The 16,381-nt window shown below is 45.9% G+C and carries 14 protein-coding genes; 2 read left to right on the forward strand and 12 right to left on the reverse strand.

What is annotated here, in order from left to right; all coding sequences use genetic code 11:
• Positions 1 to 159 precede the first annotated feature (159 nt).
• Positions 160 to 906, forward strand: coding sequence for a response regulator transcription factor (locus CLV82_RS08510; RefSeq protein WP_133643887.1), 747 nt, complete (start codon positions 160 to 162; stop codon positions 904 to 906).
• An 11-nt stretch (positions 907 to 917) separates the two neighbouring features.
• Here the strand turns inward: CLV82_RS08510 and CLV82_RS08515 are convergent, their stop codons facing one another.
• The 10 genes from CLV82_RS08515 to thrA all read right to left on the reverse strand — a co-directional run bounded on the left by CLV82_RS08515 (position 918) and on the right by thrA (position 11,261).
• A complete protein-coding gene (locus CLV82_RS08515; RefSeq protein ID WP_133643888.1) occupies positions 918 to 1,613 on the reverse strand; it encodes a LytR/AlgR family response regulator transcription factor in 696 nt (231 codons plus the stop codon).
• A gap of 134 nt (positions 1,614 to 1,747) precedes the next feature.
• Positions 1,748 to 2,458 carry a YebC/PmpR family DNA-binding transcriptional regulator gene (locus CLV82_RS08520; protein ID WP_133643889.1) on the reverse strand — a complete coding sequence of 237 codons (711 nt, stop codon included), beginning with the start codon at positions 2,456 to 2,458 and terminating at the stop codon, positions 1,748 to 1,750.
• A gap of 66 nt (positions 2,459 to 2,524) precedes the next feature.
• Positions 2,525 to 2,818 carry a 4a-hydroxytetrahydrobiopterin dehydratase gene (locus CLV82_RS08525; protein WP_133643890.1) on the reverse strand — a complete coding sequence of 98 codons (294 nt, stop codon included), beginning with the start codon at positions 2,816 to 2,818 and terminating at the stop codon, positions 2,525 to 2,527.
• A gap of 24 nt (positions 2,819 to 2,842) precedes the next feature.
• Positions 2,843 to 3,559, reverse strand: coding sequence for a flavodoxin family protein (locus CLV82_RS08530; RefSeq protein ID WP_133643891.1), 717 nt, complete (start codon positions 3,557 to 3,559; stop codon positions 2,843 to 2,845).
• 87 nt (positions 3,560 to 3,646) lie between these two features.
• The gene (locus tag CLV82_RS08535; protein ID WP_133643892.1) at positions 3,647 to 4,468 is read right to left on the reverse strand and encodes a sugar nucleotide-binding protein; all 822 of its coding nucleotides are present in this window, start codon (positions 4,466 to 4,468) and stop codon (positions 3,647 to 3,649) included.
• Between the two features lie 3 nt (positions 4,469 to 4,471).
• Positions 4,472 to 5,386, reverse strand: a complete 915-nt coding sequence (locus CLV82_RS08540) for a glutaminase (protein WP_133643893.1) — start codon at positions 5,384 to 5,386, stop codon at positions 4,472 to 4,474.
• A complete protein-coding gene (gene gcvT / locus CLV82_RS08545; protein ID WP_133643894.1) occupies positions 5,386 to 6,471 on the reverse strand; it encodes a glycine cleavage system aminomethyltransferase GcvT in 1,086 nt (361 codons plus the stop codon). The genes CLV82_RS08540 and gcvT overlap by 1 nt, the downstream gene beginning before the upstream one ends.
• Before the next feature lie 89 nt (positions 6,472 to 6,560).
• On the reverse strand, positions 6,561 to 7,859 hold the full coding sequence (gene thrC, locus CLV82_RS08550; protein WP_133643895.1) for a threonine synthase: 1,299 nt from the start codon (positions 7,857 to 7,859) through the stop codon (positions 6,561 to 6,563).
• Between the two features lie 9 nt (positions 7,860 to 7,868).
• The gene (locus CLV82_RS08555; RefSeq protein ID WP_133643896.1) at positions 7,869 to 8,813 is read right to left on the reverse strand and encodes a homoserine kinase; all 945 of its coding nucleotides are present in this window, start codon (positions 8,811 to 8,813) and stop codon (positions 7,869 to 7,871) included.
• A 3-nt stretch (positions 8,814 to 8,816) separates the two neighbouring features.
• Complete coding sequence (gene thrA / locus CLV82_RS08560) at positions 8,817 to 11,261, reverse strand: bifunctional aspartate kinase/homoserine dehydrogenase I (RefSeq protein WP_133643897.1); 2,445 nt, start codon at positions 11,259 to 11,261, stop codon at positions 8,817 to 8,819.
• A 262-nt stretch (positions 11,262 to 11,523) separates the two neighbouring features.
• On the opposite strand from thrA, the gene CLV82_RS08565 reads away from it, so the two are divergent.
• Entirely contained in the window at positions 11,524 to 13,062 is a 1,539-nt protein-coding gene (locus CLV82_RS08565; protein WP_133643898.1) for an NAD(P)H-hydrate dehydratase, read from the forward strand.
• 4 nt (positions 13,063 to 13,066) lie between these two features.
• Here CLV82_RS08565 and CLV82_RS08570 read toward each other — a convergent pair whose 3' ends face one another.
• The gene (locus CLV82_RS08570) at positions 13,067 to 13,468 is read right to left on the reverse strand and encodes an STAS/SEC14 domain-containing protein (protein WP_133643899.1); all 402 of its coding nucleotides are present in this window, start codon (positions 13,466 to 13,468) and stop codon (positions 13,067 to 13,069) included.
• Positions 13,469 to 13,656: 188 nt separating this feature from the next.
• Positions 13,657 to 16,203, reverse strand: coding sequence for an ATP-dependent Clp protease ATP-binding subunit (locus CLV82_RS08575; RefSeq protein WP_133643900.1), 2,547 nt, complete (start codon positions 16,201 to 16,203; stop codon positions 13,657 to 13,659).
• Between the last annotated feature and the right edge of the window lie 178 nt (positions 16,204 to 16,381).

The following is a 16,381-nucleotide window of genomic DNA, read 5'->3' on the forward strand; positions in this document are numbered from 1 at the left end:
ATCCGATCGAACAAATTTGATTCTTTCCATGTGCTGTCACCCGACCTTCCGGGCCACGGCCACTCATTCTTGCAGGAATACTCCGTTAATTACGACTTAAAACCCGGAAATATTTAATTCTTGCTTATCTGCATATTTACAAACACTGAGTACAAGATTATGGACAAAATAGCAGCAGGAGTATTAGACTTTTTTAAGGAAGCGAGACTTGGCCGGGAAACCGGAGTTACCATTGGTAGTGATTTAAGCTGGATCGATACATTCCCGTTGGTACGGGGAAAACAAGCAATTTACATTGTAGACTGGGAAAAGGCACAGATCACCTTCGGTAGGGGGATCGGTGAATTACTGGGGTACGATGCAGGGGAAAATTTTGACCTGAATAAAGTGCTCCAGCAATATCATCCCGATGATGCGACCTTCGTGCAAAGAATTATAAAAGGCATAGTGACGCACTGCAGCCAGCACAACAGTTCGGACTGTAACGAATACCTGCGCCTAACCTACAGGTTGCAAAAAGCAGATGGTAGCTATATCAAGGTATTACGACAATCTACGGTACACGAAATAAACGGGAATGGGCAGATGGTAAGTAATGTCTCATTCCTCAGCGACATATCTTTTATTTCTAATAATAACAAGGTAGAATGGGATGTCTATGCCAATAATTTTGACACCAAGGAACTGCGAGAGATGGTCTACAAAGAATTTGTAAATTTCTTTACAAGGCGGGAGCTCGAAGTTATAGCACAGATATCCAAAGGTGAGACCAATGCCCAGATCGCCGATTCACTGAATATAAGTAAGCACACGGTAAGTACACACCGGAAAAATATACTGGCCAAAAGTCATTGTTCCAATGCGGCTGATCTCCTGGCTTTCTGTAAGGGTAATGGTATCCTCTGACGAAACGGTGTTCACATGTTTTTCAGGGCTTCATCCAGGGCCCCTTTCCTTCTCCTGCTCAGGGGTAGTTTGTGACCTTTAATTTCGATTACATTGTTATTGTACCGTTCTATTTTTACCAGGTTAACAATAAATGATTTATGTACCCGTAAGAACTGGTCTTCCGGTAATTCTTTTTCAAAAGCTTTCAGGCTGGATAACACCATGAACCTGGTATTAGAGGTTACAAGCCGGATATAATCCCCCATGGCTTCTACCCATTCTATGCTGTCACAATTGATCCGGGTATTTTTTTTGTAATCGGTCTTTACAGTAATGTAATTATCATCGGTTTCACTGGGAATGGTATAGCGCAGCTGGGTCTGAGCCCTTTGCACACTTATAGACAATCGTTCTGGCAGTACGGGTTTCTGAAGAAAATCGATGACTTCGTAATCAAATGCTTTCAAGGCATGTTTACCATGGGCACTGATAATGATGACCAGGGGTGGGTTCTTAAGTCGATCAAGCAATTGGAAACCGGTCATACCGGGCATTTCTATATCCAGGAAAACAAGGTCAACCTCGTTTTTTTTCAAGTAAGTACGCGCCTCTTTAGGGTCGGCAAAAGTCTGAATAAGTTGCAGGGCTGGTTGCCTGTTCAGCAGTTTAGAGATAGCTTCCCGGTGTGTGATAGAATCGTCTACAAGGATACAACTCAGTTGCATATTTCATGGTTAGTTCACCAAAGATAACCATGTTAACCCCCTTAGGTAATACCCTTGAGGGGGTATATGTATAAATGGTATGATTTCCTTCCTGTGACGTTGAAATTCACTGACGAACAGGGATAGCAAAATAGCTATTCCTTCATGGTGTGGTATACATTCTGTACGTCATCATCCTCTTCGATCTTTTCCAGTAACTTTTCCACGTCTTCGGCTTCTTCTTCCGTCAGTTCTTTAGTTACCTGTGGGATACGTTCAAAATCGGACGAGAGTATCTCTATACCCCTGGATTCCAATTCCTTCTGAATAGCGCCAAAACTTTCGAAAGGTCCGTAAATAAGCATATCCTCCCCATCAACGAATACCTCTTCTGCACCGTAATCGATCAGGTCGAGCTCCAGCTCTTCAGGATCCAGGCCTTCGGCTTTAATCCGGAAATTGCAGGTGTGATCAAACATGAATTCTACCGAACCTGAAGTTCCCAGGCTCCCGTTGCATTTATTGAAATAACTGCGGATGTTGGCGACGGTACGTGTATTATTATCTGTCGCAGTCTCTATCAGTACTGCTATCCCATGGGGGGCGTAACCTTCAAACAACACTTGTTTATAGTCGCCCTGGGATTTATCAGAAGCCCTTTTGATCGCCCGTTCAATGTTGTCCTTGGGCATATTGACCGCTTTGGCATTCTGAATGACCACCCGAAGCCTGGAATTGGTATCCGGGTCGGGGCCTCCCTCTTTGACCGCCATGACGATATCCTTGCCAATTCGAGTAAACGCTTTGGACATGGCCGACCAGCGTTTCATTTTTCGTGCTTTCCTGAATTCAAATGCTCTTCCCATAGCTTAATTTAGCTGTATAATGCCAGCAAATTTAGTACTTTTTAAAATCGACGCAAATACTGGATACTACTTGCTGTCTTCATGTATGATCTGCCATATGCTATGCGCCAGGCGGAAATCTTTTTCCGTAATTCCATTGGCGTCATGGGTATTTAAACGAATGGTCAGGTTGTTGTACACATTGGTCCAGTCCGGGTGGTGTCCCTGGGCCTCGCATTCAAATGCAATAAGGGTCATTTTTGAGAAAGCTTCCCGAAAATCTGCAAATTGGAAAGAGGTTTCTATAGCGCCGTCCTTGTAGACCCAGCCTTCCATTTTGTCCAGGCGTTCTTCTATAGTTCGTTCGTTGAGTTTTTCCATAATACTTTACATTTAATATTGTTACTAGCGATATTCCGGGATATTAAAAGCCCAGCGTTTACCTTCTTCCCAAGCTTTCCCAGAATTCCCGTAAGCGGGAAACCCTCCATTGTCCTTGAGCATTTTTGCAAGGTGCATCAGGTTGTAGGTCATAAAGGTAGTATTCTTGTTAGTAAATTCATTTTTATGACCCCCTGATTCTTCATCCAGGTAACTCGGTCCTGGTCCAATAGCTCCTATCCAGCCCGCATCGGCCTGAGGGGGGATCGTATACCCAATATGCTGTAAGGCATATTGAATGCTCTTGGCACAATTCTTAACCCCGTCTTCATTCCCGGTAACAATGATGCCACCTACTTTTCCATAGTAAATATATTGCCCTTTTTCATTTTTCTGAGCAGACATGGCATATAACCTCTCGATTACTTTTGAGCAAACAGACGATCGTTCACCGAGCCAGATCGGAGTTCCAATGACCAGGATATCTGCATCGATAATGGTTTTAAATAAAGAGGGCCATTCATCCAGGTCAAAGCCCTGTTCAGTCATGTCGGGTTGAACCCCATATGGAATTTCATGATCTACTGCTCGTATCACCTCAACCTCAACACCTTCAGTTTGCATAATTTCTATGGAAACATCCATCAAACCCTTAGTATGACTCTGCCTGGGCGATTTTTTTAATGTGCAATTCAGGAAAACTGCTTTGAGCCCCTGAAAATTGTTAACAGATTCTTTCATCTTACTTATTTAAGATTTATAAAATAGCAAAATATGAGGCATTTATGAAGTCATATCTATTTTATTACCAGCCCGATTAAATGCTGATCACTTCAACACATGGTGGTCAATGATATCCTGGAAAGAAGTCTGCAAGTTAGCTGGTAACAGGTGATCTTTGGGGAGGACAGCTAAGTATCGTTCTTCGTTAGAAGTATAGACCCGTTTATAAATAGGGTTAAAACTCCCGATGCGTTCTACGATCTCTCGTATAAAGTCATCGTGGTGAACCAGGTCCTTGCTGCCAAGGTGGTAGATTCCTCCCAGGTCCTGGTTGATCAGGTAGTGCACCTGTTGGGTGAGCCGGTCATCGTTGGTCACATTGATCACCAGGTTTGGAAACACTTCTATGGGTTCATTTCCCCAGATAAATGATTTCATTTCTTTAACCCGGGGGGATGTGTTTCCAAAGACCATAGGCACCCGGAGGATACCATATTTGGAAACAGGTAACCGCATTAGCATATTCTCTATCTTGATCTTGAACCGGCCGTAAATACTGTCAGAGAAGGTCTTGTCGTATTCATAAGAGGGAAATTTCCTGTAAGCGTCGAACACGTTAGCCGAGGAGATAAAATACAGGCGGCAGTCATTCTCAGAGACATATTCTACCATATGCTGGTGAGCGAGTACCTGGGCGGGAAAATTACCTCTCAGGGCAGATATGATCACATGCGGCCTGAGTTTTTGTAATAACTGAACCACATCATCCTCATCCAGGTCGTATCGAAAGAATTGCTTATTGTCTTCAAAGGACCGGCGGGCATTACAGTAGGTGCCGTAAGTATCAAAATAAGGGCACAGCTCCTTGTACAGGGCGTTCCCTATAAATCCACTGGCACCTAATATGAGAATTCTTTTTTTTTCCAAGTCTCAGAATATACTTAATCCGGTATTGGTGGTCAGTTTTTCAAGGGCGATCATCCCCAGTCTTGAGTTTCCTTTTTCATTCAATCCAGGGGACCAGGTGGCCACACAGAATTCGTTCGGAAGTAGGGCAACAATGCCGCCACCGACACCACTTTTCCCCGGCAGACCGATCTCGAATGCAAATTCCCCGGCTTCATCATAAAAGCCACAGGTTAGCATTATAGCGTTCATTCGTTTTACCTGTGGGATGGTCAGGTATTGGTTTCCTCTAAGGCATTTCCCCAAGTTCATCAGGGGGTAGAATGCATGGGATAATTGCCGGCAAGACATTTCTATGGCGCAAAGATCAAAATACAGGTCCAGTACTTCACCTACGGTGTTGTGGAGGTTCCCGAATGATTTTATCAGGTTTGCAGCGGCATAATTCCTGAACCCGGTTGCTTTTTCAGAACGTGCTACATCCAGGTTGTAATTGATCGTCGGGTCGTTGGCTATTTCCCGGATATACTGCAGGATCTCTTCCCTGGGATTGTCCAGCTCTGTCATGAGGACATCGCAGATTACTATTGCCCCCGCATTGATCAGTGGATTTCTTGGAATCCCGTTCTCATTCTCTAAAAGTGACAGATCATTGAACGGGTCTCCTGAAGGTTCCACGTCTACCCGTTGCCATAGCTCCTCGCCTTTAATTGCGAAGGCCATAGCCAGGCTAAGTACTTTAGAAATACTTTGTATGGAGAAACGCTCTTCCCCATCCCCGGTTATATGTGTTTTGCCATACTGATCTACCAGTGCCATTCCGAACTTATCAATTGGTACTTTCGCCAGTTCCGGGATATAGGTTGCTACAGTTCCTTTGTCTTCTATCACCGTTACCTCTGTCCTGATATGTTCTATAACTTTCTGGAAATCAATCATCAGGGCTTGTAGAATGGTAGTTTTACAATGGTGATCGGTAGGCTGTTCTTCCGGATCCTGATCTGTAGTTCGGTACCCGGCTTAGCATGTTCTACGGGTACATACCCCAGTCCGATACCCTTTCCAAGGGAAGGGGACATGGTTCCGGAGGTTACTTCTCCTATCACTTTTCCCTCCTGGTCCAGTAATTCGTAACCCTGTCTTGGGATTCCCCGCTCATTTAATTCGAATGCCACCAATTTACGGCTGACACCATTTTCTTTTTGTTCTTTGAGGGCTTCACTGTTTACGAAATCCTTTGTGAATTTAGTGATCCAGCCAAGACCCGCTTCCAGGGGCGAGGTAGTATCATTTATATCATTACCATAAAGGCAGTATCCCATTTCCAGTCTCAGGGTATCTCTTGCGGCCAGGCCGATGGGTTTAATTCCGAATTCCGCCCCAGCTTCCAGTACCTTGTCCCAAACCTGTTCTACTTCTTCGTTTTTACAGTAAATTTCAAAGCCACCCGACCCGGTGTAACCGGTAGCTGAGATGATCACATTTTCTATCCCGGCAAAATCAGCTACTTCAAAATTATAGAAAGCAATAGCAGAAAGATCGATAGAACTCAGGCTTTGCATGGCTTCCACCGCCTTTGGGCCCTGTATCGCGAGCAGGGAGTAGTTATCGGAGAGATCCCGCATCTCGGCCCCTATCGCCGCATTGTACTTACTGATATGATCCCAGTCTTTCTGAATATTGGAAGCATTGACTACCAGGAGGTAGGTTTCGTCTTTGACCCGGTAAATGATCAGGTCGTCCACAATACCACCGGTTTCATTGGGCATACAGCTGTACTGCGCTTTCCCGATAGTTAACTTGGAGGCATCATTGCTGCTGATCTTCTGGATCAGTTCCAGTGCTTTTGGCCCTTCGACCAGGAATTCCCCCATATGTGAAACATCAAAAACCCCGACAGCATTGCGAACCGTTTCGTGTTCTGCATTAACTCCTTCATATGAAACAGGCATGGAATAGCCTGCAAATGGAACCATTTTCGCGCCGAGGGCCTGGTGTTTTGCGTGTAAAGCGGTACTCTTCATTTCTATCCGTTTTTTTACAGCGCAAATGTATTGAAAATATAACGGAAGCCAGTGAAGGTGGTTATTGCTTTTTTATGCGGAGACGGGCATCAGTTTACCGATAAGAGGTAAGACCGTAATTCTTCGTAAGTCTTAACAGGGATAGAGGTTTTGTCTTTATCCAGGACTGCTTTGATCTGTTTCGGTACCTCTAATTCAGTATTCAAGGTGTCTTCCACAACATCCCGGAACTTTATAGGATGGGCTGTTTCCAGGAAAATACCAAAGCATTCGGGATTGGATTCCTGGTATTTCTTAAGGCCAAGGTAACCCACAGCCCCGTGGGGATCGGCAATATAACCGGTACGTTGGTACAGGTCGGCCATAGCTTCCCTGGTCATCTGGTCTGTAAACGAGTACGAGGAGAAAGTACTTGCCAGGTTGGGGAGTTGATCGTTATAGAGGTGAAGAATACGGACAAAATTACTTGGATCTCCAACGTCCATGGCGTTAGAAATGGTAGGGGAGGAGGGTTTTGGCTCGTATTGCCCGGATTCCATAAATTGGGGAACGGTATCATTGATGTTGGTGGCAGCCACAAAATGGCTCACCGGCAGCCCCAGCCGCTGTGCGACCATACCGGCACAAATATTACCAAAATTTCCGCTGGGAACTGCGAATACAAGTTGCTGCCTTTTATCCTGCATCATTTTATAAGCAAGAAAATAATAGATCATTTGCGGGAGCCAACGTGCCACATTAATTGAATTAGCCGACGTCAGGCGAACGCGACCTTCAAGTTCATCGTCCAGGAAGGCTGATTTGACCATGGCCTGGCAATCATCAAAAGTGCCATCCACTTCAAGAGCAGTTATATTATTACCCAGGGTCGTTAATTGCCTTTCCTGTATATCACTTACTTTACCGCTGGGATAAAGGATAACCACCTTGACCCCTTCCACACCCAGGAAGCCATTAGCCACTGCTCCCCCGGTATCTCCTGATGTAGCTACCAGTACCGTTACTTCTTGATTGTTGTCTTGTGAAAAATAACCCAGGCAATGGGCCATAAAGCGCGCTCCTACATCCTTAAAAGCCATGGTGGGCCCGTGGTAAAGTTCCAGTGCCGCAACCCCTTTTTCAATGTGCACGAGTGGAAAATCAAAATCGAGTGTCTTTGCAAGGATCTCCCTGAGAATTTTTTCAGGAATCTCTGGCGAGACAAACTGGCGCATTGCTCTGAATGCAATTTCCTCGTTACTCAGGGTGTTGATATCCCTGAAAAAACTGGAACGCAGGGGGCGGATGTGCTCCGGGAAATACAAACCCCGGTCAGGGGCGATCCCTCGGATCACTGCTTCCTTAAAGCTGACTTCGATGCTATTTCTCTCTAGACTGTAATAATTCATTTTTTCTGCTTAATTGAAATTGGCTTCAGAAGGAGATGCTACCCTAACCCCGCTTTTACCAATCTCTGACACATGGAGATCGTAAGCTATTCCGAGTTTGTCATATACTGTTTTCATGGCGGCCGCCACTTCCTTTGCTGTAGCAAGGCTTCTGCTCAGTGCATAGACCGAAGGTCCGGAACCCGAGATCCCGCAACCCAGGGCTCCCGCTTCCAGGGAATGCTTTTTCAGGGCGTCAAAACCCGGAATCAATATGGAACGGATAGGTTCCACGATGTGATCCTCCAGGGACCTGCCGATCAGATCGTAATCCTGGGTATAAAGACCGGCGATCAACCCGCCGAGATTTCCCCACTGTTTGATTCCATCTTCCAGGGAGATCGTGGTTTTCAGGATCTTACGGGAATCCGAGGTTTTGATCTCGATCTGTGGATGGATCACCGTAGCCACGAGTTCCCCTGGGGGAGAAATATGGATGATATCCAGTGGATTATAACTCCTGATCAGGGTAAAACCACCGAATAATGCAGGAGCAACATTATCTGCATGGGCTACCCCGCTGGCGAGGCGCTCTCCTTCCATTGCAAACTCAACAAGTTGTCTGCGGGTAAAAGGTTTGCCCAACAATTCGTTCATGGCCCAGACCGCACCCGCAGAACTGGCAGCGCTGCTGCCAATACCACTACCTGCCTTAATTTTCTTGTCGATGCTGATACTGAAACCTCCATTATAATCAGCCTGCTGCAGTAAGGCCATCCCGGCAACCCCGGCTACATTCCTGTGAGCTTCTTTGGGCAAATCCTGCCCGGTCACTTCAAGGATCTCGATCCCTTTCTCCTGCTGTTTTTTTACGGTCATCAGGTCTCCGACCGTGTCGAGAGCCAACCCGAGGACATCAAAACCGCAGGAAATATTGGCGATGGTTGCAGGGCAAAATACTTTGATCGAATCCATGGGTTAAAAATTACCAATTCTGATGATATCAGCAAAGATACCTGAGGCTGTTACAGCAGCCCCGGCCCCGGCTCCTTTGATGATCAATGGCTGACGGGGGTAGCGTTCGGTATAAAAGAGTACAATATTGTCGCTTCCTTCCAGGTTATAAAAATCGTGACCCCTTGGAATTTTATGCAAGCCCACGTTCGCCTGACCATCGGCAAACTCGGCCACGTACTTTAATTTGCAATCTTCCTCTGCAGCTTCTTTATACAGCTGCTGGAAGGCAGGTTCATGTTTCTCCAAGGTATTAAAAAATGCATCGTTATCCTTAGTTTCCAGGCTTTCTTCCGGTAAGAAGGATTTGTTTTCAATGGCATCAATATCCAGTTGATAGCCACTTTCCCTGGCCAGTATCAGGATCTTCCGCATCACATCAATACCGCTGAGGTCTATTTTAGGGTCAGGTTCTGTATAGCCTTCCTCCTGTGCCTGTTTCACCACTTCGTAGAATGTAGTATTGTCGTTAAAATTGTTCCAGACGAAATTCAGGCTGCCTGAAAGTACTGCCTGTATCTTATGTACCCGGTCCCCGGAGGCAATCAGGTGTTTCAAGGTATCCAGTATGGGCAGCCCTGCCCCTACATTGGTTTCGAACAGGAAGGGGGCATTGTATTCCCTGGCGAGTCGCTTGAGTTTCCTGTAATTCTCGTAGTCCGATGAGCACGCGATCTTATTGCAGGTGACCACGGATATACTCTGAAGGAGAAAGGATTCATACATCGCAGCAACATCCTCGCTTGCCGTGTTATCCACAAAAATGCTGTTGCGGTAATTCAGTTTCCGGATCTGGGCCAGGAATTGGTCCGCATTGGCTGGTTGCCCCTTGCTAAGCACCTGTTCCCAGTCGGTAAGGGGAATACCGTTTTCATCAAAGGCCATGGTTCTGCTGTTAGAGATACCTACGACCCGGATATTGAGCTTCAGGTTTTCCTTGAGGTATTTCTTTTGTTGCTGTACCTGGTTGAGGAATTTTGAACCTACGTTCCCAACCCCCATTACGAACAGGTTCAGCTGTTTTACCTGTTCCTCGAAAAAGGCTTCATGAAGGGTGTTAAGTGCTTTCTTTACATCTTCCTGTACGATAACGGCAGAGATGTTACGTTCGGAGGCACCCTGGGCAATGGCTCGTATGTTTACGTTATTCTTTCCGAGGGAACTGAACATTTTTCCGCTCAGCCCCTGGTGACTTTTCATATTGTCCCCGACCAGGGCAATAATGGCAAGGCCTTTTTCGGCCAGCACAGGCTTCAGCTTCCTGCTCTCAATTTCATAAGCAAATGCTTCATTCACTACGGTGACAGCAAGATCTGCATCCTGTTCCGCAATACCCACGCAGATAGAATGTTCTGAAGATGCCTGGGTGATCATGACCACGCTGATTTCGGCCAGGGAGAGCACTTCGAAAAATCGTTTGGAAATACCCGGAATACCTATCATGCCGGGCCCTTCAAGGCTTACCAGCGCAATGCCGCCTATGTTACTGATACCCCTTACTGTCTTTCCTTTGCCGTTCTCACTCCTGGTCACCAGGGTTCCGGGGGAATCGGGTTGGAACGTATTTTTGATGCGGATCGGGATATTTTTAGATAAGACAGGCTGAATGGTTGGGGGGTAAAGAACTTTGGCGCCAAAATGAGATAACTCCATCGCTTCCTCGTAAGAAATATGCTCAATGGCCTTGGCCTGTTTTACCAGCTTTGGATTTGCTGTATACATTCCGCTGACATCGGTCCATATTTCCAGTTCTTCCGCCTCTACAGCCGCTGCGATCACCGCTGCGGTATAATCAGAACCGCCCCTTCCCAAGGTGGTCGAATTACCGTTGCTGGAGGAAGCGATAAATCCCGGCAGGACATTCACCTGGGTGTTGTTATGTTCAAAATAGTCCCTGATATTGGCATTGGTTTCCTCAAAGCGCACGGCAGCTTTCCCGAACACCTCGTTAGTAATGATCAGTTCCCTGCTATCTTTAAAGCAGGCATCCAGGCCATCGGCATTCAGGAACTGGCTGATAATAAAGGAAGACAGTAATTCACCGTAACTGACAACCTTGTCAAGGAGGCGCGGGGTGGTCTCCCCGATCAGGAAAGCGCCCTCAACTAAAGTTTCCAGTATATTCAGCTCACTTTTAACCTTGCTTAGTGCAGCGCTTTGCTGGTCAACGGGCAGTAATTCCCGGATACATGTAAGATGCCTGTTTTCAATCTCTTTCAGGATCTTTTTATACTCCGGATCCTGTTCAGACGCCAGCGTGGCCATCGTTAACAAAAGATCGGTTATTCCTCCCATGGCAGAAACCACCACTGCGACACGGGTGCCGGTAATATTACCTACTATAGATCTGACACGTCTAATTTCCTGGGAACTGGCGACGGAAGTACCGCCAAATTTTAATACTTTCATGTTAATGAGAATTTGTTTGCTTATACAATGGCAAAGGGAATGCAGGGACGGAAGTGAAATAGTGTATTACCCCCAAGGGGTGGTAGTATTGCCTGTAAGCATTACGTAGCCAATACGCGGACGCGTAAAAGAAATCAAAGAAGGTTGATCCTGGTTCATCTTGGCTGTACTTAGATACCAAATGTAGTATTTTTGAGAGCCTTAGCAAATGTTGGTCACTATTTTTGCCAAGTCGGCAACAAAGCTTAATTATTTTTAAAGAATGAAGATTTATACCGCCCAGCAGATCTATGATGCTGATAAATTCACAATAAAGAAACAGCAAATCACCAGTGCCATGCTGATGGAGCGTGCTGCTACCGAGCTTTTTAACTGGATCCATGAACGCTTACAGGGTGCACCCGTACTTATCCATATATTTTGTGGGATCGGAAATAACGGGGGTGACGGACTGGTTCTTGCCAGGCATCTGCAGGACCATGGTTACCACCTGAAGGTCTATATCGTGGATTACAGTAAGAACCGATCAGAAGATTTCTTGATCAACCTGGAGCGTTTAAAAGAAAGGAAGGTCTGGCCTACGGTCATAGAAAAAGGAAGTACTCTCCCTGAAATTGGGAATGAAGATATCGTGGTAGAAGCCATATTTGGACTGGGACTCAGCAGGCCACCTGCCGACTGGGTTTTACAGTTGTTCGACTATCTCAATACCTCTAAGGCATTTAAGGTATCGGTTGATATTCCTTCAGGTTTGTATACAGACCGGGTTACTCCTGAACAGCAGGCAGTAGAGGCTGATTTTGTACTCACCTTCCAGGCCCCGAAACTCATCTTTTTTCTTCCCGGTACAGGGAAATATATCGGGAACTGGGCTGCTTTGGATATTGGGCTGGACCAGGAATTTCTAGCCGGCAGGGAGACAACTTATGACTTCGTCGTGCAGTCAGAACTACGGCCTTTATATAGGGAGCGAGAGAAGTTTACTCACAAGGGTACCTACGGGCATTCGCTTATAATAGGGGGTAGCTATGGTAAAATAGGGGCGGTACACTTATCTGCCCGGGCATGTCTTCATTCAGGGAGCGGCCTGGTCACCGCTTATGTTCCATCCTGCGGCTATATTCCTTTACAAACCGCCATTCCCGAGATCATGCTGCTCACGGATCCGGCTGAGCAGCAGATCGAAAAACTGGAATTTGAACTGGAACCCAGCGTGATCGGGATGGGTATAGGCATGGGGACTTCTGAAGCTACCGCCGAGGCTTTCTCAGCGTTTTTAAAACGCAATAAGATTCCACTGGTGTTAGATGCCGATGCCCTGAATCTTCTTTCTGCTGATAAAGAACTATTGGGGGATATTCCGCCTGGGTCAGTGCTGACACCACATCCCGGTGAGCTTAAGCGATTGATCGGTTCCTGGGAGGATGATTTTGACAAATTGGAGAAAGCTCATGCGTTTTCCAAAAAATACGATTGTATCCTGGTGATCAAAGGCAGTCACACCTTCACTATTTACGGGGAGAAGGGCTATATTAATTCTACCGGTAACCCCGGTATGGCAACCGGCGGAAGCGGTGATGTTCTCACGGGAGTGATCACTGCTTTGATCGCACAAGGCTATGAACCGTTACAAGCGACAGTACTGGGGGTGTTCTTACATGGCAGGGCAGGAGATATTGCAGCTTCAGAATGGGGATACGAGGCTTTATCTGCTACTTTGATAATTGAAAAAATGGGCCAGGCATTCAGATCCCTGGTCAGTGAACCCGGAAAAACAGGGGAGAGTAAAGGCGGGAAATAGAGAGTTATTTGATCCTTACCCTTCTTCTTACCCACTTCAGGGCATTGTTGTAGTCGATAAAGAATTTCATGGGTTTTTTATAGAACATCTTTTCTATCTTAAAGTTATGCATGTCCATTTCCTTTACGGAAACCACTGCAAATGCTTTAAGGTTTTCCAGTTCCCGCAGGTACTGGTAAATCGTGGGGTCTATAGCATAGGAATTTCGGCGGAGACTGATGTAGCCGAAGTTCTTTTCCCTGAAATGAATTTCAGAGATTCCAATGACCTGGTAGGCCCTCTCTAATGTAACGGTAGCTCCTTCGTCGAAGATTGCTACCATGTAATTATCGTATACCTGGACTATACCTATGTCTAAGTGATATTCCTTTACGATAATGGTCTTTTTCGCCGGTCCGACCTTCATGTGTAGTATTCTTATAGTGTTCAGAACGAAAGTACCTAGGGATGCATGCATTGAAAAAAATAAACGACCAATTACATAAATATCGTTCAAGTGGTTAAACGTCCTACAAGCGGGAACGACGTCCCCGGTGCCATGGCATAAAAAAAGGGAGCTGTTTACAGCTCCCTTGTATTACCGGATCTCAGGGCTTATGCCTTGGAAGATTTCTCTTCTTTCTTGATCTCTATGGATAATTTATCCTCTTTCTCTACGTAGTCCATGTAGATACTGTCGCCTTCCTGCAATTTGGAATTAACGATCTCCTCGGCCAGGGTATCCTCTATATACTTCTGGATTGCCCTTTTAAGCGGCCTGGCGCCGTATTGTTTGTCAAATCCTTTATCAGCGATGTAATCTTTAGCCTTATCCGTCAGGTTCAGGTGATAACCGATATCCGCGATCCTCGAATAAAGTTTTTTGAGTTCAATATCGATGATCTGGTGGATATGCTCGCGATCCAGCGGATTAAACACGACCACATCGTCGATACGATTCAGGAATTCGGGCGCGAAAGCTTTCTTCAGCGCATTTTCGATCACACTTTTCTGGTGCGAGTCGGCCTGTGCCTGTTTGGCGGCAGTTCCGAATCCAACCCCCTGGCCAAAATCTTTTAATTGTCTTGCACCAATGTTAGAGGTCATGATAATGATGGTGTTCCGGAAATCTATCTTCCTACCCAGGCTGTCTGTCAGGTATCCGTCATCCAGTACCTGCAGCAACATGTTGAAAACATCCGGATGCGCTTTCTCCACCTCGTCCAGTAATACAACGGAGTAAGGTTTTCTCCTGACCTTTTCGGTCAGCTGCCCACCTTCTTCGTAGCCAACGTATCCCGGAGGCGCACCTACCAGCCTGGAGATAGCAAATTTCTCCATGTATTCACTCATGTCTATACGGATCAATGCATCTTCAGAATCAAATAATTCTTTAGCCAGTACTTTAGCCAACTGGGTTTTTCCAACTCCCGTCTGCCCGAGGAAAATAAAGGAACCAATAGGCTTGTTCGGATCTTTAAGACCCGCACGGTTTCTTTGGATCGCCTTGGCTACTTTTGCTACAGCTTCATCCTGCCCGATCACATTACCTTTGATAAGTTGTGGAAGTTCGGCCAGTTTGTTGCTCTCGGTCTGGGCTATCTTGTTGACCGGGATGCCACTCATCATGGAGACCACGTCTGCCACGTTGTCTTCGCTCACGGTTTCCCGGTGAAGTTTACTGTCCTCTTCCCATTTCTCCTGGGCAATGGCCAGCTCTTTTTCCAGCCGCTTCTCGTCATCCCTCAATTTCGCAGCCTCTTCGTATCGTTGTTTCTTGACTACGCTGTTTTTTAATTCACGAACATCATCCAGTTGTTTTTCCAGTTCCAGGATCTGTTTAGGGACATCCATATTCACGATATGTACCCTTGACCCTGATTCGTCCAAAGCATCGATGGCCTTGTCCGGCAGGAAACGGTCTGTCATGTACCGGTTGGTCAACTTAACGCAGGCTATCAAAGCCTCGTCCGTATAATTAACATTATGGTGTTCTTCGTATTTACCTTTGATGTTCTTAAGGATCTCTATGGTCTCCTCTACCGTAGTGGGCTCTACCATTACCTTCTGGAACCTTCGTTCCAAAGCGCCATCCTTTTCGATATACTGCCTGTATTCGTCCAGGGTGGTTGCGCCAATACATTGTATCTCGCCCCTGGCAAGTGCAGGTTTGAACATATTAGATGCATCCAGGCTGCCTGTGGCTCCACCGGCCCCGACTATAGTATGGATCTCGTCGATAAAGAGAATGACATCATCATTCTTCTCTAATTCGTTCATGACCGCTTTCATCCTTTCTTCAAATTGCCCTCGGTACTTGGTACCGGCCACAAGTGAAGCCAGGTCTAAGGTCACTACCCTTTTATTGTACAGGATACGGGACACCTTCTTATTGATGATGCGCAGTGCCAGTCCTTCAGCTATGGCACTTTTACCAACCCCGGGCTCCCCGATCAGGAGGGGATTGTTCTTCTTACGCCGGCTCAGGATCTGGGATACCCTCTCAATCTCTTTCTCACGCCCCACAACAGGGTCCAGTTTGTTCTCTTCGGCTAATTGAGTAAGGTCTCTACCGAAATTATCTAAAACCGGGGTTTTGGACTTCTTGCTGCCTTTCTGGGCAGAGGTAGATCCAAAATTGCTTTCTTTTCCCTCAGACGGTTCGTCAGAATCGCTGGGGAATTCGGATGTCGGAGACTCGAGGTAATCATCGTCGCTGGTGATCATAGATTTAAATTGGTCTTTTACCCCGTCATAATCAACTTTCAGCTTGTGAAGCAATTTTGTAGTAGGGTCGTTTTCATTTCGCAGGATACATAATAAAAGGTGCGCGGTATTGATAGAGGAACTCTGGAAAAGTTTTGCTTCCAGAAATGTCGTCTTCAGGGCACGCTCTGCCTGTCTTGTCAGGTGAAGATTCTTTTTGTCTTTGTGGGCACTGCCCGCATTTGGATTGGCTGGGCTAAGGATCTCCACTTTGCGTCTCAGATGATCCAGGTCTACATCCAGGGCATCCAAAATACTGATCGCTTTCCCGTTCCCATCTCGCAGAAGTCCAAGCATAAGGTGCTCAGTCCCAATAAAATCGTGACCAAGTCTTAATGCTTCCTCCTTACTGTAAGCAATTACATCCTTTACCCGGGGTGAAAAATTATCATCCATACGCTTTCCTTATCTTCATTAAAATTAGTGAATCTTACTATAAGAACGTCAAATACCGTACCTATATTCGATAAACTATGTCTAAATGACGAAAATTTCAAAGATTTACAAAATAATTAACATCAGAATTATTAACTAAAAGCCTGGGGTTTTGTGTTGATAAATAATGCAAGAAACT

The organism is Zeaxanthinibacter enoshimensis (assembly GCF_004362865.1).
GTDB lineage: Bacteria > Bacteroidota > Bacteroidia > Flavobacteriales > Flavobacteriaceae > Zeaxanthinibacter > Zeaxanthinibacter enoshimensis.

Coding starts and splice junctions, on each gene's coding strand:
- CLV82_RS08555 (WP_133643896.1), bottom strand. CDS start 8,813: ATGGATTCGATCAAAGTATTTTGCCCTGCAACCATCGCCAATATTTCC.
- CLV82_RS08570 (WP_133643899.1), bottom strand. CDS start 13,468: ATGAAGGTCGGACCGGCGAAAAAGACCATTATCGTAAAGGAATATCAC.
- CLV82_RS08520 (WP_133643889.1), bottom strand. CDS start 2,458: ATGGGAAGAGCATTTGAATTCAGGAAAGCACGAAAAATGAAACGCTGG.
- CLV82_RS08565 (WP_133643898.1), top strand. CDS start 11,524: ATGAAGATTTATACCGCCCAGCAGATCTATGATGCTGATAAATTCACA.
- thrC (WP_133643895.1), bottom strand. CDS start 7,859: ATGAATTATTACAGTCTAGAGAGAAATAGCATCGAAGTCAGCTTTAAG.
- thrA (WP_133643897.1), bottom strand. CDS start 11,261: ATGAAAGTATTAAAATTTGGCGGTACTTCCGTCGCCAGTTCCCAGGAA.
- CLV82_RS08530 (WP_133643891.1), bottom strand. CDS start 3,559: ATGAAAGAATCTGTTAACAATTTTCAGGGGCTCAAAGCAGTTTTCCTG.
- gcvT (WP_133643894.1), bottom strand. CDS start 6,471: ATGAAGAGTACCGCTTTACACGCAAAACACCAGGCCCTCGGCGCGAAA.
- CLV82_RS08515 (WP_133643888.1), bottom strand. CDS start 1,613: ATGCAACTGAGTTGTATCCTTGTAGACGATTCTATCACACACCGGGAA.
- CLV82_RS08510 (WP_133643887.1), top strand. CDS start 160: ATGGACAAAATAGCAGCAGGAGTATTAGACTTTTTTAAGGAAGCGAGA.
- CLV82_RS08525 (WP_133643890.1), bottom strand. CDS start 2,818: ATGGAAAAACTCAACGAACGAACTATAGAAGAACGCCTGGACAAAATG.
- CLV82_RS08575 (WP_133643900.1), bottom strand. CDS start 16,203: ATGGATGATAATTTTTCACCCCGGGTAAAGGATGTAATTGCTTACAGT.
- CLV82_RS08540 (WP_133643893.1), bottom strand. CDS start 5,386: ATGATTGATTTCCAGAAAGTTATAGAACATATCAGGACAGAGGTAACG.